The 21,852-nt window shown below is 50.8% G+C and carries 28 protein-coding genes; 23 read left to right on the forward strand and 5 right to left on the reverse strand.

Annotated features, from left to right (window positions below):
• Positions 1–136: 136 nt before the first annotated feature.
• From terL to AYY16_RS20770, 23 genes are all read left to right on the forward strand, one after another.
• Positions 137–1,543 (forward strand): phage terminase large subunit, encoded by a 1,407-nt coding sequence (gene terL, locus AYY16_RS02880; protein WP_067361827.1) that lies wholly within the window; start codon positions 137–139, stop codon positions 1,541–1,543.
• A gap of 1 nt (position 1,544) precedes the next feature.
• Complete coding sequence (locus AYY16_RS02885; RefSeq protein ID WP_067361830.1) at positions 1,545–3,059, forward strand: phage portal protein; 1,515 nt, start codon at positions 1,545–1,547, stop codon at positions 3,057–3,059.
• A 1-nt stretch (position 3,060) separates the two neighbouring features.
• The gene (locus AYY16_RS02890) at positions 3,061–3,795 is read left to right on the forward strand and encodes a phage head morphogenesis protein (RefSeq protein WP_223861158.1); all 735 of its coding nucleotides are present in this window, start codon (positions 3,061–3,063) and stop codon (positions 3,793–3,795) included.
• A complete protein-coding gene (locus AYY16_RS02895; protein WP_067361833.1) occupies positions 3,792–5,063 on the forward strand; it encodes a DUF2213 domain-containing protein in 1,272 nt (423 codons plus the stop codon). Before AYY16_RS02890 ends, AYY16_RS02895 begins: the two co-directional genes overlap by 4 nt.
• Complete coding sequence (locus AYY16_RS02900; RefSeq protein ID WP_067361835.1) at positions 5,063–5,560, forward strand: structural cement protein Gp24; 498 nt, start codon at positions 5,063–5,065, stop codon at positions 5,558–5,560. Before AYY16_RS02895 ends, AYY16_RS02900 begins: the two co-directional genes overlap by 1 nt.
• A complete protein-coding gene (locus AYY16_RS02905) occupies positions 5,560–6,627 on the forward strand; it encodes a major capsid family protein (protein ID WP_067361838.1) in 1,068 nt (355 codons plus the stop codon). Before AYY16_RS02900 ends, AYY16_RS02905 begins: the two co-directional genes overlap by 1 nt.
• 55 nt (positions 6,628–6,682) lie before the next feature.
• The gene (locus tag AYY16_RS02910; RefSeq protein WP_067361841.1) at positions 6,683–7,036 is read left to right on the forward strand and encodes a hypothetical protein; all 354 of its coding nucleotides are present in this window, start codon (positions 6,683–6,685) and stop codon (positions 7,034–7,036) included.
• A 9-nt stretch (positions 7,037–7,045) separates the two neighbouring features.
• Positions 7,046–7,474, forward strand: a complete 429-nt coding sequence (locus AYY16_RS02915; protein ID WP_067361843.1) for a DUF4054 domain-containing protein — start codon at positions 7,046–7,048, stop codon at positions 7,472–7,474.
• Positions 7,471–7,929 (forward strand): hypothetical protein, encoded by a 459-nt coding sequence (locus AYY16_RS02920; protein ID WP_067361846.1) that lies wholly within the window; start codon positions 7,471–7,473, stop codon positions 7,927–7,929. The genes AYY16_RS02915 and AYY16_RS02920 overlap by 4 nt, the downstream gene beginning before the upstream one ends.
• A complete protein-coding gene (locus AYY16_RS02925; protein WP_067361850.1) occupies positions 7,929–8,300 on the forward strand; it encodes a phage collar protein in 372 nt (123 codons plus the stop codon). Before AYY16_RS02920 ends, AYY16_RS02925 begins: the two co-directional genes overlap by 1 nt.
• A complete protein-coding gene (locus tag AYY16_RS02930; protein WP_067361852.1) occupies positions 8,287–8,802 on the forward strand; it encodes a phage gateway protein in 516 nt (171 codons plus the stop codon). The genes AYY16_RS02925 and AYY16_RS02930 overlap by 14 nt, the downstream gene beginning before the upstream one ends.
• Positions 8,803–8,811: 9 nt before the next feature.
• Positions 8,812–10,299 (forward strand): DUF3383 domain-containing protein, encoded by a 1,488-nt coding sequence (locus tag AYY16_RS02935; RefSeq protein ID WP_067361858.1) that lies wholly within the window; start codon positions 8,812–8,814, stop codon positions 10,297–10,299.
• 10 nt (positions 10,300–10,309) lie between these two features.
• Positions 10,310–10,762 (forward strand): phage tail fiber protein, encoded by a 453-nt coding sequence (locus AYY16_RS02940; protein WP_067361863.1) that lies wholly within the window; start codon positions 10,310–10,312, stop codon positions 10,760–10,762.
• Between the two features lie 51 nt (positions 10,763–10,813).
• Entirely contained in the window at positions 10,814–11,272 is a 459-nt protein-coding gene (locus tag AYY16_RS02945; RefSeq protein ID WP_067364584.1) for a hypothetical protein, read from the forward strand.
• An 82-nt stretch (positions 11,273–11,354) separates the two neighbouring features.
• Positions 11,355–13,490 carry a hypothetical protein gene (locus AYY16_RS02950; protein ID WP_067361867.1) on the forward strand — a complete coding sequence of 712 codons (2,136 nt, stop codon included), beginning with the start codon at positions 11,355–11,357 and terminating at the stop codon, positions 13,488–13,490.
• Complete coding sequence (locus AYY16_RS02955) at positions 13,487–14,014, forward strand: phage baseplate protein (RefSeq protein WP_067361870.1); 528 nt, start codon at positions 13,487–13,489, stop codon at positions 14,012–14,014. Before AYY16_RS02950 ends, AYY16_RS02955 begins: the two co-directional genes overlap by 4 nt.
• Positions 14,014–14,307, forward strand: coding sequence for a phage baseplate plug family protein (locus AYY16_RS02960; RefSeq protein WP_067361873.1), 294 nt, complete (start codon positions 14,014–14,016; stop codon positions 14,305–14,307). Before AYY16_RS02955 ends, AYY16_RS02960 begins: the two co-directional genes overlap by 1 nt.
• A complete protein-coding gene (locus AYY16_RS02965) occupies positions 14,300–15,115 on the forward strand; it encodes a baseplate hub protein (protein WP_067364590.1) in 816 nt (271 codons plus the stop codon). The genes AYY16_RS02960 and AYY16_RS02965 overlap by 8 nt, the downstream gene beginning before the upstream one ends.
• Positions 15,116–15,128: 13 nt before the next feature.
• Complete coding sequence (locus tag AYY16_RS02970; protein ID WP_067361890.1) at positions 15,129–15,821, forward strand: Gp138 family membrane-puncturing spike protein; 693 nt, start codon at positions 15,129–15,131, stop codon at positions 15,819–15,821.
• A complete protein-coding gene (locus AYY16_RS02975) occupies positions 15,818–16,162 on the forward strand; it encodes a hypothetical protein (protein ID WP_067361893.1) in 345 nt (114 codons plus the stop codon). Before AYY16_RS02970 ends, AYY16_RS02975 begins: the two co-directional genes overlap by 4 nt.
• Entirely contained in the window at positions 16,155–17,342 is a 1,188-nt protein-coding gene (locus AYY16_RS02980) for a baseplate J/gp47 family protein (RefSeq protein ID WP_067361896.1), read from the forward strand. Before AYY16_RS02975 ends, AYY16_RS02980 begins: the two co-directional genes overlap by 8 nt.
• A complete protein-coding gene (locus AYY16_RS02985) occupies positions 17,339–18,001 on the forward strand; it encodes a DUF2612 domain-containing protein (RefSeq protein WP_067361899.1) in 663 nt (220 codons plus the stop codon). The genes AYY16_RS02980 and AYY16_RS02985 overlap by 4 nt, the downstream gene beginning before the upstream one ends.
• Positions 18,002–18,006: 5 nt before the next feature.
• Positions 18,007–19,164, forward strand: coding sequence for a gp53-like domain-containing protein (locus AYY16_RS20770; protein WP_223861157.1), 1,158 nt, complete (start codon positions 18,007–18,009; stop codon positions 19,162–19,164).
• Between the two features lie 92 nt (positions 19,165–19,256).
• Here the strand turns inward: AYY16_RS20770 and AYY16_RS02995 are convergent, their stop codons facing one another.
• From AYY16_RS02995 to AYY16_RS03010, 5 genes are all read right to left on the reverse strand, one after another.
• Positions 19,257–20,081 carry a glycosyltransferase family 4 protein gene (locus AYY16_RS02995; protein WP_235846194.1) on the reverse strand — a complete coding sequence of 275 codons (825 nt, stop codon included), beginning with the start codon at positions 20,079–20,081 and terminating at the stop codon, positions 19,257–19,259.
• A gap of 183 nt (positions 20,082–20,264) precedes the next feature.
• Complete coding sequence (locus tag AYY16_RS20775) at positions 20,265–20,402, reverse strand: hypothetical protein (RefSeq protein ID WP_235846195.1); 138 nt, start codon at positions 20,400–20,402, stop codon at positions 20,265–20,267.
• A gap of 19 nt (positions 20,403–20,421) precedes the next feature.
• Complete coding sequence (locus AYY16_RS21365) at positions 20,422–20,991, reverse strand: serine acetyltransferase (protein ID WP_067361905.1); 570 nt, start codon at positions 20,989–20,991, stop codon at positions 20,422–20,424.
• A gap of 176 nt (positions 20,992–21,167) precedes the next feature.
• Positions 21,168–21,578 carry a type II toxin-antitoxin system HicB family antitoxin gene (locus AYY16_RS03005; protein WP_067361906.1) on the reverse strand — a complete coding sequence of 137 codons (411 nt, stop codon included), beginning with the start codon at positions 21,576–21,578 and terminating at the stop codon, positions 21,168–21,170.
• Between the two features lie 22 nt (positions 21,579–21,600).
• Positions 21,601–21,780 carry a type II toxin-antitoxin system HicA family toxin gene (locus tag AYY16_RS03010; protein ID WP_025152620.1) on the reverse strand — a complete coding sequence of 60 codons (180 nt, stop codon included), beginning with the start codon at positions 21,778–21,780 and terminating at the stop codon, positions 21,601–21,603.
• Positions 21,781–21,852 lie beyond the last annotated feature (72 nt).

Below are 21,852 nucleotides of genomic sequence, written 5' to 3' on the forward strand. Positions count from 1 at the left end.
GAACGCATCAAAATCAACACTCATCCCCGGGCAAAATGCCCGTTTGTTTTGTTACTCATTTGTTATCAAAAAACCGGAATCATCTTCATGATGATTTGAGGCTGAAAAGTCTGTTTCTGCAAATTTAGGTGATGTAATGGATATCGATATCGACTTGTTTGATGAGGAAGTCAAAAGGGAGATAGCGCGGCGTAGTCTGCATGAATTTATCCAGTACATTAACCCGGAATATATCACCAGTCACTTTTCAGAAACGGTCTGTGATGCCTTAGACCGGTTTATCGTCAGGATGATAAACGGTGAGCGTCCGGTGATTATCCTTGGTGCTCCGCCTCAGCACGGTAAGTCAGATATCGTGTCCCGCTATCTCCCCGCGTACATCTTCGGGAAATATGCCGACCTGCGTATTGCTGGTCTGTCATACGGTAAAGATTTAGCCTCGGACATGAACCGTGATGTACAGCGGATCATGATGGGTGAGGAATATGCAGCACTATTTCCGGCATCGTGCCTGAATGCAAAGCGCGTTGTTACCATCGAAGTGGAAGCAAAGCGCAACTCTGAAACGTTCGAGATTATCGGGCGCAAGGGTACCTATATCAGCCAGGGCGTAGGTGGTCCGTTAACCGGTAAAAAGGTTGATCTCGGGATTATTGATGACCCGATTAAAAACGCCAAAGAAGCACTCAGCCCGACAACCAAGCAATCCGTCTGGAACTGGTATGTTTCCACGTTTAAAACGCGTCTGTCGAAGAACAGCGGCGAAATCATCATGGCGACCCGTTGGGCTACTGATGATCTGTCCGGTCGTGTAATTGAAAATAACGCCCGCGCCGAAGTCCTGGAGTTTGCCGCTATCAACGAACAGGGTGAGGCGCTTGTCCCGGAGTTGCATCCGCTGGACAAACTGCTCGAAACAAAAGCTATTCTCGGCGATTACTTCTGGTCCGCCATGTACCAGCAGAAACCGAAACCGGGAGACGGGCAGATATTCCATGAAGAATTCGCCCGGTACTATCTGCTGAAAGATCTGCCTGAGTCCTTTGATGAAGTCATTCACAGCTGGGATATGACATTTAAGGACAGTGACGGCACGGACTACGTTGTCGGTCAGGTCTGGGGCAAGAAGGGCGCAAATGCCTATCTGCTGCATCAGATCCGCAAGCGCATGAGTTTTACCGAAACACTGAAAGCCGTGAAATTACTGGTGGAGAAATTTCCGCAGGCACGACGCAAGTTGGTCGAGGATAAAGCCAATGGTCCGGCGGTGATTGACACACTGAAATCAACTGTTTCCGGTCTGGTACCGATTGAGCCGGACGGCAGTAAAATCGCCCGCGCTCACGCCTGTACCGCAGAATGGGAAGCCGGTAACGTCTGGCTGCCTCACAAGCAAATTGAGCCGTGGATAACTGAGACGGTGGAAGAAATCACAACATTCCCGTTTGCCGGGCACGATGACACGGTTGATGCCATGACACAGGCATTACGTTATCTGTACCAGAAAAAAGGCGGCGGATTCTTTTCACGCAAGAGGACATAACATGTGGCCGTTCAGAAAGCGGAAAACAGCAGTGGTTGCCGCACCTAAGCGGTCAGCGTTCTCCACGCATTTATATTCAGCACTGGCAGCGGATAAAGGGTTTCAGGGGCTGAGTCTGCCACAACCTGCAATGCAGGGTGTCGCGATGGACAGCATCGACGGCACTGTACCGGCATTCAAGGGCGGACAGGTCTACGGCGTTCCTGAATCACAGGCGGCGTGGTATGCCTCGCAGATGTTTATCGGCAACAACATGTGCGCGGTGATAGCAAAGCACTGGCTGGTAGATAAAGCCTGCAATATGCCCGCGCGTGATGCTATCCGGCAGGGGTACGACCTCGACTGTGCAGGCGGGGGGAATCAGGATGTCAGTAAAAAGTTACGCAAGCTGGATAAGAAGTACCGCATTCAGCACCACATTAAAGAATTAATTCACTTCGGGCGCGTGTACGGCGGCAGGCTGGCGCTGTTTCTGGTTGAGACATCAAACCCGAAAGAGTGGTACGAAAACCCGTTTAATCCTGACGGCGTGACCAAAGGTATGTACAAAGGGATTAAGCAGCTTGATCCGCAGTGGGCAACTCCGGATTTAACCGATGCTAATTTACAAGACCCTGCCAGCCCTGATTTTTATGAACCGACCTACTGGATTATAGGTAACCGGCGTTATCACAAATCGCATTTCGTTAAATTTGTCCCGTTCCCTGTTCCGGACGTACTCAAGCCGACATACAACTACTTTGGTGTTTCCGTGCCCGAACGCGTGTACGAGCGCGTGTATGCCTCAGAGCGGACTGCGAACGAAGCCCCGCAACTGGCAATGACCAAGCGTCTGCTGACCATCGGCATGGCGGATCTGGATGGCGTAGATAAAAACGTTATTCATGAAAACATGCTGTACTTCATGGATATGCGGGATAACTACGGCGTGCAGACGGTCGGGTCCACCGACACCGTTCAGCAGTTCGATACCTCACTGGCAGATCTGGATGCCACCATCATGACGCAGTATCAGCTTGTGGCGGCAGCGGCGAATGTTCCGGCGACCAAGTTACTCGGCACGACCCCGAAAGGCTTTAATGCCACCGGCGAGTACGAGGAAGCCAACTACCGGGAAGAACTGGAGAGCATTCAGGCTAATGACCTTGAGGAATTGCTGCAACGTCACTACGACATGTTACAGCGCAGCGAGGAACTTGGCACAGAGGAGCTTTCTGTCACCTGGCTTCCGCTGGACAGCCCGACCGCTATCGAAGACTCAGACATTAAGCTGAAACAGGCACAAGCCGATTCCGCGTATGCAACGGTTGGTGCTATCGACGGGCTTGATATCCGTAAAAAGCTGGCAGCTGATAAAGAGTCTGCTTACTACGGCATTGAAGTGAATGAGGAAGATTATGCCCCGGAAAATACGGGTACGAACCCAACGGGCACAGTGGGCGGCATCCCGGCAGGCGGTAATGAAGGGCAGTCCCCTCCGGTACTCAGCAGCACCACAGAGCCGCTATCAGGGTGACATGTCACGGCTGATTCAAGCCATGATTAAGGATTACGAATCGACATTCGGCGACCTGCACGAAGACTTTGACGGCGCGACAATGGACGCCAGTTTTGCCAGTCAGACGCGTATCTGGCTGAACCGTCTGAAACGAAAGTGGGATAAAATATTCAGTCAGCAGGCTGGCGCAATGGCAGATAAATTCACTTCACAGGTGGATATGAGCGCCAGGCGAAATCTGGACGAATCCCTGAAACAACTCTCCGGTGGTATCACAATAAAAACCCCGGATATGCCTGAAGCCCTGAAAGATAAAGTGATCGCCTCCACGGCTGAAAACGTCTCCCTGATTAAATCTATCCCGCAGCAATTTCATTACCGCATCGAGAGTGCGGCGCTTCGCTCTGTCAGTCAGACCGGCAGCGGCAGTAAAACGCTGCTGGATGAAATACGGGATATCGGCGGGGTGACAGAAAAGCGGGCTAATTTTATTGCCGTTGACCAGACACGCAAAATCACCACGGCGGCAAATTACGAACGGATGAAATCAGCCGGTATCCGTAAAGCCATCTGGCATCACTCGGCAGGCAGCGCGGAGCCGCGCGAATTACATCAGCGGCTGGATGGCAAAGTGTTCGATCTGGATGAGCCGCCGGTGATTGATGAAAAGACGGGAGAGCGAGGCTTACCCGGACAGCTGCCGAACTGTAAATGCTTCTGGACACCGGTTATCGACTTTGGTGAGGAGATATGACGAAGCGAACATACGACCTTAACGGCTGGCTCGAAGTAAAAGATAACCCCATCTCAAAAGTCGGGGTTTTTGATTATCTGGGGGCTGAAATCGGCGCACCGGAGCCGGACAAGATTTACAAAGTCTTCCGCCCGCCGGAAGAGTTAGACAACGAAGAGACTATTCAGTCATTCAGGCTGACCCCGTTTATCGTCGATCACGAAATGCTCGGAAAGGACGCCACACCGGCTGAGAAAAAGGGCATTCAGGGGGTTATCGGCGAAAACGTGTATTTCGATCACCCGTACCTCAGAGGCAATATCAAAATTTTCTCTGATGCCGCCCTGAGTGATATCGGCGGCGGAAAGATTGACCTTTCACCCGGCTACCGCAGCCGGTATGACTTCGACAACCCCGGCGTTTACGAAGGGGAGGCATACGAAGTTGTTCAGCGCCATTTGCGTGGCAATCACCTTGCATTAGTCGATGAGGGGCGCACCGGCGCTGACGTTGCTGTGCAGGATCATCTCGTTATTACCATTGATACAAAGGAACTTATTCGTATGAGCGAAGAAGACAAAAACAAGACGCCCACAACTGACGAAGGGTCATTCACACCTGAGCAGCTTGAGCAGTTAAAAACGATGATCGCCGCTGCTGTCTCAGCTGGCAAGCCATCGACAGATGAAGACCCGGAGAAAAAAGGAACCACTGACGAAGATCCTGATCCTGAAAAGGAAAAGGTTGCCGAAGACGCGGAAAAAGCCGTTGAAGACGCGGAAGCGGAAGCCGAAAAAGCGGAGTCAGGTGATCCGGAAGCAGTGGAAGCGGCAGAGGTGGCTATCGAAGCCGCAGAAGAAGCTATTTCCGAAGCCAAAGATGAACTCGACAAGGCAACCACAGACGGGCTGAACCGCCGCCTGAAACGTCTGAAACGCGGCTTTACCACGATGGACGAAATGTCTTCCATGAAGCGCAAAATCGCCCGCCTGGAGAAAGCTAAGCCAACCATGGACACCGGCGCACTGTTAAAGCAGATCGGTGAACGTGACGCGCTGGCGCAAAAGCTGACCCCGTTTATCGGTGTGTTTGACCATGCCGCCATGACAAAGCAGCAGGTCGCGGAATACGGCGCTGAAAAGCTCGGCGTCAAGTGTGATAAAGGCACTGAAAGTATCGCGGTGAATGCGTGGATGCAGGGGCGCACACCGGACTCACAGAAGCCGTCAGCAACGATGGACTCCGCTGTCAGCAACTCTTCAATTTTAAAAAAGTGGGGTGAAAAATAATGGCAATTCCGAATTCAGTAGCAAACGGCATGGTTTCCGGTGTTATCGGCGAAATCAGTCACCATGGCCCGACCCGCGTAACAGCGGCGATCCTCAGTTCTGCGGATCAAAAGAAAAACCTGTTCGGACACGCCTACACCTACAAAGACGATTCAGTCGAATCTGTTCAGGTCGGCGGCACCGGTTCTTTTGCGGGAATTATGATTAACCCGAAATCGTACCGCATCGGTGAAGAATTTGCCCTTAACGGTACCCAGGGTGAATTCCTGACCATGGGTGAGATTAACGTTGCAATCACAGCCGGGGCGAAAAAGATTAATGCACCGGTGGTATTCAGCGCCGATGACGGTTCGCTGTCTGCGAAAGAAAAACCCGATGCCGGCGACGTTGTTATTGGCTATGTGTCCCGTCACAAAGAGTCAGCAGAGACACCGAGTCTGTGCGTTATCCGTCTGACAGAAATCCCGTACACCGTGGCTGTAAAGGAAGGTGAATAATGCCAGTCAGTAAGCAGAAGTTTTATATGTCCGGTCGCGATATTAAAAAGCACGGGCAGTTGAATGTTAACCCGGAACAGAAATGGACATACGGCGAGCTGGAACAAATCGGCTTTGGCGGTCTGGCATCAATGGACTCCGCGTTATCCGGTCCTGCTATGAGCGGCGGTTTTATTCAGCGTGAAATGCTCCAGCATGTTTTACCCGGTCTTATCCGTACCGCGACCCGCGTCCGTGTGCTGGATGAAATCACCGGCGTAGTGACGGCAGGGCAATGGCACGATGAAGAGATTATCCTGAATGTCGCAACACCGGCAGCGAAAGCTGAGCTGTACGGCGACCACACCAATGTCCCGCTGGCATCCTACGCGCAGGATCAGGAACGTCGCGGCATCGTTCGTTTTGAGCAGGGTTTTCAGGTAGGTAAACTGGAAGAAGCCCGTCAGTCAGCCGCCGGTTTTGAAGCGGCAGCAGAAAAACGTAATGCGGCTACCGAGTCTCTTGAGCAGGGGCGCGAGCGTATCGGTTACTACGGGTTTAACAGCCCTGAAACCCGTGTGTTCGGTCTGATGAATGAACCTAACCTGCCGCCTTATGAAACAGCAGCGGCAACGTGGAAAGGCGGTACATTCGCGAATATCACCAAAGATATTACGGATATGTTTTCGCAGTTGGAGATGCGCTCCGGCGGTATTATCAAAGATGATACGTCTATCACGCTGACCCTGCCGCTTGGTTACCGTTCTGCACTGAATGTGGCAAATCCGGTCGCCCGGGGTGAAACTGTGTATCAGTGGGTGAAAGAAAACTACCCGAATATGCGTTTTGTCTTCTCACCAGAATTTGCCGGTGCCAATGGTGGCGCGGATGTAGCGTACATGTTTGCGGAGACTGTCGATGACGGTTCAACAGCAACCAGTGCAGTGATCCTCCAGGTTGTGCCGGTGAAATACCAGCTAATCGGCTCAGAAAACCAGATTAAAGGGTATCTGGAAGATGCGACCAACGCGACAGCCGGTGTCATTGTTACCCGCCCGTGGGCGATCACCCGCCTGACCGGTATTTAAACCCGTAACGCCTCATTGCCCTCTGCGGAGGGCTTTTTATTCCCGGAGAATAATTATGCCTCTGTATGTTTATTGTACCCTGTCCAACGACCAGAATTACGCTACGCCGGACGCTAAAATCTTTATTGCCGGTCAGGCTAACGTCATGACCAAACACATGTACACCCCGCGCGGGCGTGTGACGGAAGTCAGCGACGAACAGTATTCGCAGCTGAAAAATAACCACGTCTTTAAGCTGCACAAAGAAAATGGCTTTATTACGGTGGAAACCCGCAATGAGGACCCGGAAAAAGTCGCCACCAATATGGAAGCTGCTGACAAATCCGCACCGCTGACAGAAGAGCAACTGGTTGCGGAGGGTGCAGAGCCACCGGTCAGCAACAAAGACAAAAAGAACGCCAAAAAATAAGGGGGCACTATGGATGCGGCTACATTCCCGGTTGAATCGTTCCGTGTTCTGCGTCCTGAGTTCAGCGCGGTACCGGCTGATGATATTTACGTCATTGCACAATCCGCCCTGAATTACTTTTCTCCCTGCCGTGGCATCTGCACGAATGAGCTGTGGATGCTGGTTGTGGCTCACATGCTGTATCTGAATCAGAAGATTGCAGACGGTGAATCCCCGACCGGCGTGGTAACCAGCGTGACGATTGATAAGGTCAGCGTGTCCTACACAGCGCCGCCTGCCGGGTCTGATTGGTCGCACTGGTTCAAGCTGACTCCGTATGGTCAGCAGTTCCTTGCGCTGGTCAAGCGGTGCAGTGTGCCGCGTTATCACGGGGGCGGTGGTGAGCGGGCGGCCTTTCGTGGTGCCTTTGGTCGCTTCACGCGGGGAGGGCGTCAGTGACGAAATTAGCACAGTTAAAAGCCGTGTATGACGAACTGGCGAAAAAGCAACTTAAAGTCGGTTTCTTTGAGCACTCAACCTATCCGGACGGCACCCCGATAGCCTATGTAGCGGCGATTCAGGAATTGGGTTATCCGGCTGGCGGCATCCCCCCGCGCCCGTTTATGCGTCCGGCAATGACTGAACATCGTCAGGAGTATGGTCAGCTGATCGGCAGGGCAGTTAAAGCGGCAGTTAACGGTAAAATCACAGTGACCAACGGATTGACACAAATCGGGGCAAAGGCGGCGGGTGATGTGCAGATGTCAATAAAATCAGTAACCACGCCACCGCTTAATGATGCAACGATAGCTGCCCGATCCCGGCGTCACAGCAAAGGCAAATCGACCAACAAACCGCTGGTTGATTCCGGTCAGATGCTGCAAGCCGTCACCTTTGCCGTGGAGGATAAATAATGTTCGGTAATTTACATCGTATCGCGTCCCGGTACATCCCTCAGCAAAAAGTACTCTGGTATCGCTTTAAAAGCCGGGAGCCTGATGATTTGGGGCATGACCGGAATACGTATCACGACCTGGTTGAAGTTCGCGGGAGCTGGCAGGCGGTCGATACTCAGGACGCCATGTCGATGGGGCTTGATACTGCTCAGGTGTACCGCCGGTTTTATACCTCGCACGATATCAGCGGCATTCAGCGCGGCACCTCACCGGATTATCTGATGTTTAAGGGTAACCGCTATGACGTGACCGGTGATGCCGACTGGTATGAACAGGATGGCTGGAAATCAGTTATCTGCATTAAGGCGGGGGATCATGACAGACAATGATGTTGATATTGCCATCCGTAAGCAGTTGCTTGTTCAGCTGAAGCAGTCCGGTATCGATATCGCGGTAAAGGCAGGCTTTCAGTCAACAAAGCAGGGGCGTGAAGATAGTTTTGTGATGTTTTTCACCATTGGCGAGGCACCGCAGGGCTGGCAGAAACGCAGCTATAACGTGCAGGACAGAAACGCCAATCATCTGGAAGAGCAGCAGGCGGAAGTCACCTATCAGATGCAGGCATTTATCACTCAACGCGGCGACTATACCGCGAAAGACATTACCGCCGTTGTCAGGATGATCGTTAACTCATTGCCGTTTGTTGAAGCCTTGCGCAAGCAGGGGATCGGCATCCAGCGGGCGACCGCCATCCGCTCCCCGCATTTCGTTAATGACCACGGCGATTACGAACAAAACCCATCCTTTGATTTTAATGTGACATTCATCCGCACACTCCGGCCGGACACAGGCGTTGCCTCAGCGCTTACCCCGGACATTCACCGCATATAAGGTTCCACTATGCCAATTAAACAAACACGGTACGTCGATATCACCAGTGCGGTGATCGGCGCGTCTGCTGTGCCGATGCGAAAGCTGACGGCGCGGCTCTTTTCCACTAATCCGAAAATTCCCGCCGGGCATGTACTGGAATTTGCATCCGGTCAGGTAGATGAGCTGTTGGGTGAAAACACCCCGGAAGCTCAATTCGCCCGCCAGTATTTCAGCTACGTCAGTCCGGCACCGGTCAGTAAGCCGAAAGAGATACAGATTGCCTCTTATGAGCCGGTCGGTCGTGCGCCAACGTTGTTCGGTGCCAAAGCCGGTGCGCTGGCTGATCTGAAAATGATCGCTGACGGCACATTGTCAGTCACGTTCGGGAAGGTCACCAAAAGTTATAAAGATATTGATTTATCCGACGCCAAATCCTATGCCGATATCGCGTCACTGATTCAGGCAAAACTGAACGCGGAAAGTGAACCGCAGTTTGCCGGGGCTTATCTGACCTTTAACGCGCTGGACAGTGCGTTTGAGCTGAGCGGCGGGGTGCAGGAACGGGCATCCGTCAGCGTGGCGTATTCGGTACTGGCAGACGCTATGGGACTGTCAGCCGGACGCGCATCCGAGGGTAATCCGGCACAGACCCCGCTGGAGGCATTCAAAATTGCTGAACAGGTATCGGATTCATTCGGCAGTGCCACATTCCTGAGTGACTTATCACTGGATCAGGCGGTCACACTGGCACAGTACGTGTCCGGTGAAAATGTGAAGTATCAGCTTCATATCAGCGTGACAGAAGAGAGCGCCGAAGATTTCAGTGCAGCGCTGATCGGGACTGCATCTTCCGGGCTGAACCTGAAAACGGAAAGCGGATTTTTCATCCAGGCATTGCCGATGGCAGTGATGGCGGCAACGGATTACGACCGCACCAACGCGACGACAAACTATATGTTCCGTCAGCTTGGCGTGACCTTTCCGGCACAGGTCACCACCGATCAGGATGCGGACCGCTTTGATAAGCTGCGGGTGAACTACTACGGTGAAACCGCCGTTGCCGGTTCGCAGATCCGCTTTTATCAGCGTGGTTTCCTGTGCGGCAGTCACTCCAATCCGCTCGATATGAGTGTTCACGCCAATGAGCAGTGGCTGAAAGCCTGTATCGCGCAGCAGTGGTTCAGTCTGTTACTGGCGACCCGTGGTATTCCTGCCAACAAAGACGGGGAGGCGCGGGCACTGATGGTTATTGCCGGCGCAGTCACCAAAGCGGTAAACAACGGTACTGTCTTGCCGGGTAAAACCCTGACCGAAGTACAAAAAATCGCAGTGGCGGATGCGTCCGGTGATGATCTCGCCTGGCATGATGTGCAGGATAAAGGCTACTGGTACAACGCGCAGATTGTTGAAAGTACCGGTGAAAGCGGACTGCCTGAGTACGTCATGAAATACGTGCTGATTTACGGCAAAGGCGACTGGGTGCGTAAAGTCGATGGCTCACACAATTTAGTGTAAGGAACGCAATATGAATGATGTATCAGCAACCGGTCTTGCACTCGTTGTGCAGGCAAGCAAAACATTCCCGACCGGTATTTTTATCACCGCATTTGCCGATGATGCCGATCCGCTGGATTTACCGGCGGTCGATATCGCGCAGGTCGGTATGGATATCAACGGCAATCTGGTGAGCTGGTCAACACCCACGCCGCAGACAGTCACAGTGAACGTGCTGGCGGGCAGTGAGGAAGATCAGAACCTGTCCATCCTGCTGGAAGCCAACACGGCTAAAAAGGGTCGTCGTCATGCCGGTGACATTATCACCATGGTCGCCTCCTACGGTGACGGCTCCACCACAACCGCCCGTAACGGACGCATCACCAACGGCAGCCGGGGTAACTCCGCTGCCAGTGCCGGACGTCTCAAATCCAAGCAATACACCTTTGTGTTTCAGGATTTTGACTCCACACGGGTGCGTTAATTTTCGTTCATCTCCGGCGGGCATGTCCCGCCTTTTTTTATGGAAAAAATCATGCTGATTAAGCCGAAAGAAGTGGCAATTAAAGATGTGGACGGCATTGAAAAAATGTTCGTCATCAGCCGCCTGCCTGCGGTAACAGGGCGTGAAATTCTCGCCAAGTACCCGCTGTCCAATGCTCCGAAAATCGGGGATTACGAGGTCAGCAAAGAAGCCATGCTGAAAATGATGGCGTATGTGTGCGTCACGGTTGACGGCGAAGAAATCCCGCTGAAGACATCGACACTGATTGATAACCATGTGCCGGACGGGGAATCCCTGATCCGCCTTGAGCTGGAAATGCTGAAATATAACACCAGTTTTTTCGGCAGCGGCGGGAACTCCGGCTTCCTGCCCTTCCTCATCAGCAAGGTAGGCAGTTCACTCCCGTCAGTTATAAAAACGCTGATGGCTTCGTTGCAGTCATCCTCAGTGAAGGGTTCGCCACCCTCACCGAACTCAAAACCACAGTAGATCTTGAAGAGGCGATGGACATGTGGGAAATCGCCATCATCAACCGCTATAACGAAGCGCAGGCCGCTTCAAAGGACAGATAATGTCAATGATGGATACGTTTGTTCAGGTATTTGAGTTTGATACCCGGCAGGCTGACAGTGCATTTGACCGTGTCCGGCGATCAACAGATGACATTATCGACGGCATGAAACAGACGCAGGAAGCTGCACAGCAAGGATCTGATTCACTCGGCAGTGTAATGAATGAACTCTGGCAGTCACTGCAAAGTCTGTCCGGCGATCACCCTGTCGATTTTTCCACTAATGCTGCCGATGTGGCAGAGCAGACCGGTGCGGTAAAAGCACAGGTGGATGCAGTAACGGATTCCCTGTCAACGCTGGAATCTCAGCAGGCGGGATCAGATGCCAAATGGCAGGATACACAAGCCTCACTGACGGGCGCGGAGGAAGGGTATCAGGCACTGGTTCAGGCGGTGGCGGCACTGAGTGGTGATGTTGCTGTCCTGACTGATGAAGAGAGTCGCGGCAATGCGGTCAGGCGTCTTGCGGGCGCGATGATTAAAGCCTTGCAGGGTGACTATAAAGAGCTGATCCGGATTGTCGAAGAAGCCCGCCGAAAGGGTGCCGAAGCTGGTGAAAGCGAAGTAGATACTCAGAAAAAAGTTCAGGACGAACTGGATAAAACAAACGGGAAGTACAAGAAAGCCGGGGAATCTGTCGCCGGATTTGCCAAAAAGGCACTGGCGGCGGTCGGGCTGTTTATGGGGGCGTCAGCCATTGTCGGTGAGGCGGTTTCCCGTGCGGCTGAAATAGAATCCCTTGATAAATTCGGCAAAAAAATAAACGTGGCCACGGCAGATGTTGATGCGTTTGCCGGATCTATGGCAGAACTCGGCGGCACCCGCGAGGCGGCACAAACTGACATGGAAGCCATGGCGAAATCCTTTGGTTTTGCCGGTAACTCCATGGAAAAAATCCTGAAAACTGCCGATAAGGTGCAGGGGATGAAATTCGACAAAGCCAAAGCCACACTGGCGGGGCTTGGCGTATCGGATGATAAAACTGTCGAGCTGATGATGAAGGGGCGCAAAGAGCTTGAGCGGACGATGGGAATACAGAAAGAGTATTCCGGTATCACCAAAGATAGCATTGCGCAGTCAATTGAATTTAATAAATCCATGCAGAGCTTTAAACAGTCATCCGGGCTGTTAAAAAACAGCTTTATGGAAATGGTGATCCCTGTCCTCGCCACAGGTCTGAAATGGGTCGGTAAATTTGTCCTGTTCTGCAAAGAAAATAAAACGCTGCTCACCGGCTTTTTTATCGCCATCGGGGTCGCGGTTGCCGCTTACTACGTCCCGCCTATGCTGGCGGCGGCTGCGGCAACACTTGCCGCCACATGGCCCATTATCGCCATCATTGCCGTTATCGCTCTGCTGGCGGCAGCATTTGCGCTGGTCTATGACGACATCATGAATTTTATCGACGGTAACGACTCGATGATCGGTCGCATACTGGATAAATACCCCGCACTGAAAACCGTCATCCTTGCTTTGTGGGAGGCGTTTAAAGTCCTGTTCGATTTCATTATGGCGGTCGTTATGGTCGCTGCGGATATCGTGGTGGACGCCTACAAAATCATGAATAAGGCGCTGAATGATTTTATCGGCTGGCTGACTGCCAGCATTCAGGGCGTGATGGCATGGGGTGATGATTTCGGGAAGGTATTCGACACGGTATCGGACACCGTTGTCGGCATCTTCAAGTGGCTGTGGGAGCAGATAAAAACCTATCTTGACTGGATCAACAACGGTCTGGACATGATAAAAAACGGATGGGCGACCGTTAAGGGCTGGTTCGGTGCCGGTGATGATATGGAGGTTAATCAGACTGTTAACCGTACCGTAAATGACCGGGGGCAGATTGAGAACGATGTCCCGCAAGACCCGCCATTAAGTGATGAAGATGCCAATAAACTGGCAGGCGAACTGACTCACCATCTGGCAAACCTTTCTGCTAATCCGATGAACTCCGTTACCAGCCAGGCTATCAGCAACCAATCAAGCACGACCAATGAAACCAACCTGTCTATCGGCGAGGTGAAAATTGAGACGCAGGCGACTGATGCGCAGGGTATGGCAAGCGGAACCAAAGACGCACTGAATTCGCAGTTACAGGATTTAGGACAGCAGCACGGAACGGGGATGGCAAAATGATAACGGAAGTGAAAATCTTTGATACGGAATCGTTCGCCACCTTGTTCGACTCCGTCAGTCCGATTCAGATAAACGTGCGTGATGAACACAAGGCAACACAGTTTCAGGTGGAATCCGGCGAAACCCGCAGCGATCACATTGTGGTGAATGCGGTGGAAATCGGCATGGATCTCATCATCACCGGGGAGCTGAAAGATGCGTTTGAGGCTATGCAGCAGGCGTATGACCAGCACAAACTGGTCGGTGTTCAGACACGGGTAAAAACCTATCAGCCCATGCTGATGGTCAATTTTTACCACGATGAAATTCCCGATATGGCGGATGCCATAAAACTCTCTCTGCGCTTCACAGAATGGCGGACGGTTGAACCGGAATACGGGGATCTGCCGCCGCGTAAAGTGGCTAAAAAAGAGCAGTCCGGCACGGTTAACCGCGGAAAGGTTCAGACAAAAGAAGCCGATACCGCAACGAAGAAAAAAGGCTCTGTCGCGACACGTATCGCCGATGGTGACTGGAGTATCTGATGAAAATAATACCACTGAACACCGTACCTAATCAGCGCCTGCGGGTCACGCTCGGCGGACGGGAATGGGAGCTGACCATCAAAGCCGCGCGCGGGGTGATGTGCTGCGATATCCGGCGGGATGATGTCATCATTGTGCAGGGTATACGCATGATGCCGGAGCAGCCGCTGATCCCGTATCGTCACCTCACGTCAGACGGTAATCTTGCCGTACTGACGGAGGGTGACACTCTGCCGTGGTGGGAGTTGTTTGATAAAACGCAGACACTGATTTATTGGGGGGATGATGATTGATTTACGCCGGGTGCGCTGCGGTGTCGAAGTCAACGGGCGCATGCAGTGGTATGAGGGATTGCGCATACGCGCCAGCGGCACCAAATACGCCAATCCGCTACAGAATGAATGCACCGTTAATATTGACGGATTGAATGCCGAAACGCGCACCATGCTGCTGACGGAAACCAGCCCGTATGCAGGCAGTAAGACCCCTAACCGGCTGATTGTTGAGGCCGGGCGTGTTGGTTCCGGTGTGTTCCGCATCTTCTCCGGCGATATCGTCAGTGCCGAAATCACCTCACCGCCTGACGTTACCCTGACCCTGAAAGCGAAGACCAATAACGCGTCATCCCGTGACATTGTGTCATCAGAAGGGAAAGCACTGGCAAAAATGAGCGAAATCGCCGCCGGGATAGCAAAGGATTGCAACGTCTCTCTGGATTTTCAGGCGACCGATAAAAATATTGCTAACTGGTATTTCTGCGGTGCCGCACTAAAGCAGGTGGATCGCTTACAGGAAGCCGGCAACGTAAAAGCCTTCATTGATGATGATGTGCTGTATGTCAAAGACAGCAACAAAGCGCTCACCGGCAGGCTGCGGGTCCTTAATCAGAAAAGCGGCATGGTCGGCATTCCCAAAGCCACCGAAAAAGGCATTGATGTGACTTACCTTATCGATGGGGAATCCTCTCTCGGCGGCATGCTGCGACTGGAAAGCAAATTCAATCCCGCTCTGAACGGGGATTATCTCATCGAGCAACTTAAATTCGATATCGCCTCACACGACGATCCTTTCTTCTACCAGGCAAGTTGTAAACGAGCCTGACACAGGTAAAACCATGAATCAACCAAACAGCGACCAGGCGAATGACGGCAGTCTCGCCGGGCAGTTCTCGGCTGCGTTCCGTAACCTGCTGATGAACATTGACGACATGCTGCCTGCCACTGTCGTGAGTTACGACGATGTCACCAACCGGGCGGTGATAAAACCCCTGGTGATGATGGTATCCACAGAAGGTCAGAAGATCGGGCGCGGGGCGTTGCCGAATATCCCGGTATTCCGGTTCGGCGGCGGCGGGTTTTTTATCCGTATGCCGGTTAAAGCCGGTGATTTTGGCTGGTTAAAAGCCAATGACCGCGATATCAGCCTGATATTTCAGCGCGGCGGACTGGAGGATGAACCAAATACCGCCCGGCTGCACACATTCAGCGATGCCATGTTTTACCCCGACACACTAAAAGGCTGGGTGATTGACGGGAAAAACACCGATGCGCTGGTTATTCAGTCAACGGACGGCTCTGTCTGCCTCTCCCTTCACGCGGACAAAGCCGTACTGGACACGCCGCTGCTTGAGGTTAACGCCCCGGAAACGGTTTACACCGGCAACGTCACCATCAACGGCAACCACGCGGTAAACGGTAACAGTGACTCAAACGGCGGCACCATGAAGCATAACGGGAAAGATATCGGCTCTACCCACAGGCATTCCGGGGTTCAGGGTGGTGACGGTAATTCAGGAGAGCCGGTATGAAGACATTCAATGTTAACGGAAACAACGATCTCTGCCTTGGTAATGACGACAACCTGTCCGTGGTGCAGGGTGAGGTGGCAGTGAAAAATACCTGCTCACAGTATGTCAAAGCCCTGCGCGGTGAAATGCTGCACAAAATGGATAAAGGCATTCCGTACTGGAAAACCACGTTCGGACGGCAGGCGGATTTGCCGCTGTTCGAGGCGGCGTTCCGGGAGCGCATGCGGGAAATTCCGCAGGTGACGGCGGTGGTGTCATTCAGTGCCACGCTGAGCGATAACGAGCTTAATTACGTTGCAGTTTTACAAACCGAGTACGGGAGCATCACGCTAAATGGCTGATTATAAATATATTACATCGTCCGGCGTTATTATCCCTGACACCGGCGACCAGCGTACGGCGGTTGAAGATGAGTTTAAGGCGGTGTTCGGTCAGGATCTGGACGTCTCCCCGGAGACTCCGCAGGGGGTGCTGATCACCATGGAAACCGAGAACCGTGATGCGGTTGCCCGTAATAATGCAGAGCTGGCAAACCAGATTAACCCGGACATTGCCGGCGGGGTGTTTCTGGATGCTATCTGGGCGCTGATGGGCGGGCAGCGGTGGGATGCCACGCGGTCAATACTGACGCAGGTTGCATTCGGCGGTGTGCCGGGAACCATTATTCCCAAAGGCTCACTGGCTGAAACGATGGCCGGCGATCAGTTTTCCACGACCCGGGCACTCATTATCGGTAAAGACGGAAAAACAACCGGCGATATGCGGGCAGTTGACACCGGGCTGACCGAATGCCCCGCCGGGCAGCTTAACGGAATTGCCAGCTCAGTTCTCGGATGGGAAACCGTGACCAACCCGACCAGTGCAGTATTGGGGCGCGTTGCCGAATCTGATTTACAGTCACGCCGCCGCCGTAAACTGACTCTGGCAAAAAACACGGTCAGTGTCGGCGAGGCGATCACCTCTGCGCTGTATGAGTTGGAAGGTGTGCGCTCTCTGGCTTACCGCGAGAACTACACTGATGTGCCGATGATATTTGAGGGGGTCACTATGGTGCCCCACAGTGTGTATGTCTGTGTCGAGGGAGGAGACAGTCAGGAGATTGCCGGAGCCTTGTTGCGCACAAAGACCATCGGTGCCGCGTTTAACGGCAGTGAGGAAATTGAGGTGCCGGAGCCGGTCAGCGGTCAGACCTACAATGTTAAATTTGACCGGGCGAAAGAGGTGGTGCTGTTCTGCCGCGTCACGGTAAAGAAAACATCCGTGGACGCACAGACCATTATTCCGGCAGCGGTGGAGGCGTGGGCGAACGGGGAAACAGAGGGGGACGGCGGACTGGTCGTCGGACGCGAGGTGTCGCCGTTTGAAATATCGGCAGGCGTTAACAGCGCAGAACCGCGCCTGTTTGTCACCCGCGTGGAGCTTTCACTGAACGGCACTGACTGGTCATCAGACACATTTCCTGTAAAGCTGACGGAAGTCGCCAGAATCAACCGCAGCGCGGTGCAGGTGGTGTTTGTATGACACAGACCATTCAGAGTATCACCCATCACTCAGACCTGTTACGGGCGATCCTGTGGCAATACGAAGGTGCCGGCAACCTCAAAGCACTGGCGCGGTATAAATCGGACTGGTTTGAACGGGCAACGGTGGATTTCTGGCAGAACTGGTACCGTGATGTATTTAACATCGACACCGCCGATGACTTCGGGCTGTCGGTCTGGTCGCGGATACTGGACGTGCCGCTCGGGATTGACATCCCGCCGAGTGATAAAGCCAAAATTGGTATCGGGTTCGGCAGGAAAAAAGCCAACTTCCGGGCAAACTTCCGGCGCAACGCAGATTACACCCTGTCACTGACCCCGGAACAAAAGCGGCTGATTATCCGCATGCGGTATTTCAACCTGACGCAAAGCCCGACCGTTACCAATATCAATGAATTTCTTAAGCGGTTTTTCTGGAATGAGGACAGCAAAGTCTTTGTGCTGGATCCGCTCGATATGACGTACATGTATTACGTCTTCAATTTCAACCCTGATGAGCGCCTGCGCGTTCTGCTGGAAAACTTCGACCTTATGCCGCGCCCGTCCGGGGTCGGCGTCAAATACCGGATCGTGACTAAGAAAGCATTCGGTCACGGCGAATACCGTAAAAACTTCCTGAGCAGTAACTTCGGAGCATAAAATTCATGACTAAAATATTTAAAGTCCCCTTTGCAACACAAGGGGATCGCGCTGCTATTCCTGATGATATTCAGGCTGACGGGTCTCTGTCTTACGTTCAGGGCTACGGTTACGACTATGAACGTGACCAGGTAACAGACCCGGCGGCAAAAGATATCGAGCGCGAGAAGATGAACGGCATTTTTTATGACATTACAGGTGCCGTGGGTGAATTGCAGGCGTTCGGTATGCCGGTATGGGCAGTAGAAGGCAAGCCGTATGCTGTCCGTGCCGTTGTATATCACAATAAAAAAGCCTGGCAATCGAAGGTTGAGAATAACAATATTGAACCTGTCGCGGGCGCTGCGTGGGCTGAACTGAAAGCGGATCTGACAGCAGGTGATATTGACGTTTACACCAAAGGTGATGCGGATAAGAGATATCAGCCGTTGGGTAATTATCAGGCAGCGGGCTACAGTTATTCAAAAGCAGAGTCTGATACCAATTACCAGCCAAAAGGCAATTATGCCCCGACCGGCAATTACGCCTATAAAGGTGATAGTTACACCAAAGCAGAGGGAGATACGCGGTATCAGGCGAAAGGGAATTACGCTCCGGCAGCTGATTATGCAATGAAAGGTGATAGTTATACTAAGGCAGAGGCTGACAACCGGCATCAGCCAAAAGGAAACTATCAGGCAGCGGGTTACGGCTATTCAAAAGCAGAGTCTGATTCCAGCTATCAGCCGAAAGGTAACTATGCCCCTACAGGCAATTACGCCTACAAAGGTGACAGTTATACCAAATCGGAATCAGATGATAAATATCAACCCAAAGGCAACTATCAGGCGGCGGGCTACAGTTATTCAAAAGCGGAATCGGATAATAGGTATCAGCCGAAGGGACAGGCTGTAGGTGCCAACACTGCCAATAAAGCAATAGCAGGATGGTGGAAGTGTGGTAATACCGGCATTATGCATCAGTGGAATACTCAGACATGGTATGCGGGGCAATCATTAGATTTTAAATTCCCAATAGCATTTCCTAATGCATGCATTGCGGTAATGGTAACGGATAGCTTGGGATATCAATCAATGGGGACGAAAAATAGAAGCCGAACTGGTTTTACCTTGACAGGCAATCAGAGTAGCTTGGGTTTTAGTTATTTTGCAATAGGCTATTAACGCTTATATTATGTTGATGGGGTTGTGTCGTATAGGGTAATTTTGATGGGTAATTATAGCGGCATACACGTATGCCGCTATAATTTCTTGACTTATTTTCTTATAGCCGATTCAAATTCTTTAATGAATAGGTCGTAATTCATAGTTTCCTTAGACCACGCTAGTGCATTTTTGCTGAATTGGTCATAGTTTTTAATGATGTTTTTAATTTCTGATGCGCATTTTTTGGGGTCAATTAATTTAGGAGGAGCGAGGTGATCATTAATAGGGTCATAGACATCATGGGGAAAATCAACATTTAGTCCTGTTGCTTTATGGTATTCTTCCACTGAAATGTCTGGAGTGATACCAATGCCACATTCTTTATCTTTTACCGCTTCTGGTTGCCCATTCAATAAAGGGAATATGACCGGCACGCCATTTGACATGGCTTCAATACATGATAAACCGAAGGCCTCAGCAACTGGTGTGCTAATGTATATATCAATAGTTGAGTAAAATCTTGACATATCAGATTGATAGCCAATAAATTTAATCTTTTCCTCTAACCCTAATTTAATGACCAATTCTATTAGTTCATTTTTTTGCTCACCATCGCCAGCTATAATTAATCTGGCATCCATTCCTTGCTCGGCAAGGGATTTAATACAGAGAATTGCAACTCCAATACCCTTCAGACCAACCAGCCGAGAGGCGACTCCCAGTGTAATAGGTTTTTCATGGTTAATCATTTTAGATGATGGTAAGGGCTCTATTGGTAATCGGTTTATTACCGTATTTATCGAACATGATGGATTGAACCTTAATTCCATAACTCTTTTCGATGCGTTAGAAACAGCAATGGCAAGGTCTAGCATCTTAAAAAAAAGATATGGTTTTTTCATTGATTTCATATTGCCAAGAACAACCATGGTCATAATAAACCAAAGTAGTATTTTTGGGTTTATAGGGTAATCGTGGTATGAAATCCCAAACAATAGTTATATCTGCTTTGCTCTTTTCTATTTTTTTTAGCCAGTACAATCTTTCTTAAAAACGTTGGGTATTTTATTGTTGTAGACCCAATGAAATTAGAAAACCTAATGTTTAATTGTGATATTTCATTTTTTTATGTTTTTATTTACACTGTTGCTGGTACATAAAATTTCATTATCAAAAGAGCTACTCTTTAAATATTCAAGAAAGAGGCGCTCAGCACCGCCAAATCCTTGCAAATTAATTAAATGTAATAATTTCACTCTATTTTTTCCTGTAATATTATAGATCGCATGGATGCTGCATTAAATTAAATGAAAGAACATCATGGTTTTGGCTTTTTACTACCCTGGCGGGCACACCAACGGCAGTCACATTAGCAGGGATGTCGTACACAACAACAGATCCTGCTCCAATTTTAGCGTTACTTCCAATAGATACATTTTCAATAATGCAGGAATGAGGGGCAATATAAACATTGTCGCCGATGGTTGCTGCTTTCCCTTTATTTGCCCCGATCGTTATTTGATGACTTATGTTGACGTGTTCACCAATTATTGTTGTCGGGTTAATGCATATACCACCGACTGTTATATGTCCAATATACAATCCTCCACCGATAACCGTTTCAACGGGAAGAAATATATTAAATTTTTTGCATTTTTTCTTATAAAATAGGCGTGCCAATTTTCGGATCGGCCAGCTTTCGTGATTACTCGCACGAAACCAGAATAAAAAATTAAACGACTCATTTTTTATGAATGTCCGATAAAAAGAATAGAATGTTAACTTGCTGTTATATCTAAAAAAATCGGCGATTATTAGTTTTTTTATATTAGAACGAATACTCATAATTAGGTGTCACCGCTTTGTTTTCTTCACGATATCATACCATATTCACCCGCAGCCTGTTGATACTGCGGACGGGTATAATTTGATAATATTGTGATGCATTGGTTCATCATGTGGTAACGCAATCGCTTCAAAACCCCTCAACCACACCGCAGTCAAGGGGCATACATCCGTATTTACCTTCTCTCTGTCGCAATAACCTTATCCGCCGCTACCTGGGCAAGAAAGCCGGAGCGGCTACCGTATTCGGGATGCTGAGCGACAAACTGATCGATACGGCGGATCAGCAGTGAGGGCAGAGTTACATTTATCTTCTCCGCTTTCCCCATCAGTCGGGTAATATCGACATCAACCAGCGCCCAAACCGCACCGGCATACTCCGGGTCGTTAACCCACTTTTCGATACTGGTTACTTCCGGAATAGCCTCGCCATCTTCGACAAGTAACTCAATATGCGCCTCTATAGCTTCATGTGCGCTTTCAATCGCATCCTGATAATCATCACCACCAGAAAAGCAGCCCGGAATATCAGGGACACGAACGCCGAAAGATGAATCGCTTTTATCAATAGCAACGGGATATAACATTAAAACCTCCGGTAGGAGGGGCTTAAAGCCCCGCCTGTTTTTTGATGCTTTTTAGTGTGGGTAACGGTATATCTTTGTGTGGATGTTTTACTGTTACCAACCCCTTTTTTGTCGGGTGCTTAAACTGGTGATGACTGCCTTTTACTCTTACCAGATACCACCCATCAGCTTCAATCATTGCTATTGCATTTCTGCTATCCATCCTCCGGCTCTCTGTTTTGTTTCGATGGGGTTATAGTAACCCTTAACTGGTTGGGCGTCAATATATTTAGGG

It is taken from the genome of Morganella psychrotolerans (assembly GCF_001676155.1).
GTDB classification, from domain to species: Bacteria; Pseudomonadota; Gammaproteobacteria; order Enterobacterales; family Enterobacteriaceae; genus Morganella; species Morganella psychrotolerans.

Bases quoted from the DNA above. Each gene is read 5' to 3' on its own strand.
- terL (WP_067361827.1), top strand. From the start codon at position 137: ATGGATATCGATATCGACTTGTTTGATGAGGAAGTCAAAAGGGAGATA.
- AYY16_RS02885 (WP_067361830.1), top strand. From the start codon at position 1,545: ATGTGGCCGTTCAGAAAGCGGAAAACAGCAGTGGTTGCCGCACCTAAG.
- AYY16_RS02890 (WP_223861158.1), top strand. From the start codon at position 3,061: ATGTCACGGCTGATTCAAGCCATGATTAAGGATTACGAATCGACATTC.
- AYY16_RS02895 (WP_067361833.1), top strand. From the start codon at position 3,792: ATGACGAAGCGAACATACGACCTTAACGGCTGGCTCGAAGTAAAAGAT.
- AYY16_RS02900 (WP_067361835.1), top strand. From the start codon at position 5,063: ATGGCAATTCCGAATTCAGTAGCAAACGGCATGGTTTCCGGTGTTATC.
- AYY16_RS02905 (WP_067361838.1), top strand. From the start codon at position 5,560: ATGCCAGTCAGTAAGCAGAAGTTTTATATGTCCGGTCGCGATATTAAA.
- AYY16_RS02910 (WP_067361841.1), top strand. From the start codon at position 6,683: ATGCCTCTGTATGTTTATTGTACCCTGTCCAACGACCAGAATTACGCT.
- AYY16_RS02915 (WP_067361843.1), top strand. From the start codon at position 7,046: ATGGATGCGGCTACATTCCCGGTTGAATCGTTCCGTGTTCTGCGTCCT.
- AYY16_RS02925 (WP_067361850.1), top strand. From the start codon at position 7,929: ATGTTCGGTAATTTACATCGTATCGCGTCCCGGTACATCCCTCAGCAA.
- AYY16_RS02930 (WP_067361852.1), top strand. From the start codon at position 8,287: ATGACAGACAATGATGTTGATATTGCCATCCGTAAGCAGTTGCTTGTT.
- AYY16_RS02935 (WP_067361858.1), top strand. From the start codon at position 8,812: ATGCCAATTAAACAAACACGGTACGTCGATATCACCAGTGCGGTGATC.
- AYY16_RS02940 (WP_067361863.1), top strand. From the start codon at position 10,310: ATGAATGATGTATCAGCAACCGGTCTTGCACTCGTTGTGCAGGCAAGC.
- AYY16_RS02945 (WP_067364584.1), top strand. From the start codon at position 10,814: ATGCTGATTAAGCCGAAAGAAGTGGCAATTAAAGATGTGGACGGCATT.
- AYY16_RS02950 (WP_067361867.1), top strand. From the start codon at position 11,355: ATGTCAATGATGGATACGTTTGTTCAGGTATTTGAGTTTGATACCCGG.
- AYY16_RS02955 (WP_067361870.1), top strand. From the start codon at position 13,487: ATGATAACGGAAGTGAAAATCTTTGATACGGAATCGTTCGCCACCTTG.
- AYY16_RS02960 (WP_067361873.1), top strand. From the start codon at position 14,014: ATGAAAATAATACCACTGAACACCGTACCTAATCAGCGCCTGCGGGTC.
- AYY16_RS02965 (WP_067364590.1), top strand. From the start codon at position 14,300: ATGATTGATTTACGCCGGGTGCGCTGCGGTGTCGAAGTCAACGGGCGC.
- AYY16_RS02970 (WP_067361890.1), top strand. From the start codon at position 15,129: ATGAATCAACCAAACAGCGACCAGGCGAATGACGGCAGTCTCGCCGGG.
- AYY16_RS02975 (WP_067361893.1), top strand. From the start codon at position 15,818: ATGAAGACATTCAATGTTAACGGAAACAACGATCTCTGCCTTGGTAAT.
- AYY16_RS02980 (WP_067361896.1), top strand. From the start codon at position 16,155: ATGGCTGATTATAAATATATTACATCGTCCGGCGTTATTATCCCTGAC.
- AYY16_RS02985 (WP_067361899.1), top strand. From the start codon at position 17,339: ATGACACAGACCATTCAGAGTATCACCCATCACTCAGACCTGTTACGG.
- AYY16_RS20770 (WP_223861157.1), top strand. From the start codon at position 18,007: ATGACTAAAATATTTAAAGTCCCCTTTGCAACACAAGGGGATCGCGCT.
- AYY16_RS02995 (WP_235846194.1), bottom strand. From the start codon at position 20,081: ATGACCATGGTTGTTCTTGGCAATATGAAATCAATGAAAAAACCATAT.
- AYY16_RS21365 (WP_067361905.1), bottom strand. From the start codon at position 20,991: ATGAGTATTCGTTCTAATATAAAAAAACTAATAATCGCCGATTTTTTT.
- AYY16_RS03005 (WP_067361906.1), bottom strand. From the start codon at position 21,578: ATGTTATATCCCGTTGCTATTGATAAAAGCGATTCATCTTTCGGCGTT.
- AYY16_RS03010 (WP_025152620.1), bottom strand. From the start codon at position 21,780: ATGGATAGCAGAAATGCAATAGCAATGATTGAAGCTGATGGGTGGTAT.